The following is a 347-nucleotide window of genomic DNA, read 5'->3' on the forward strand; positions in this document are numbered from 1 at the left end:
AATTGATGGATGGCGGGAAGGTTGTACTCCATCTGGACCTGATTGCGGGATTGCCCCACGAAACTTACGCTCGTTTTGTCCGTTCGTTTAATGAAGAAACGATAGTGGTAGCCGTGCCATTATCTCCCGTAAAAATTACCAATGTATTCTCCTTCAGGTGTAACAACCATCAACTCTTTCTCATTCACTAAAGGCAGTGAATCGCTCCAAACTTATTTCTCGTATGCTTCCATATCGTGAAAGAGTTCGGGCAATGTTTCTTTCTGCACTTTACCTGTTTCCAAGTTGTGAACGGATTCTTATTTATAACACCAGAATTAAAACTTAGAATTACAATTTGCCTAAAT

General features: G+C 40.3%; 1 protein-coding gene. It reads left to right on the forward strand.

Features of this window, described 5'->3' with window-relative positions; genetic code table 11:
* A partial coding sequence (locus D0T87_RS23880) for a hypothetical protein (protein ID WP_163178678.1) occupies positions 1 to 191 on the forward strand: 191 nt, incomplete at its 5' end.
* Positions 192 to 347: the final 156 nt, after the last annotated feature.

It is taken from the genome of Bacteroides sp. 51 (genome assembly GCF_010500965.1).
Lineage (GTDB): Bacteria > Bacteroidota > Bacteroidia > Bacteroidales > Bacteroidaceae > Bacteroides.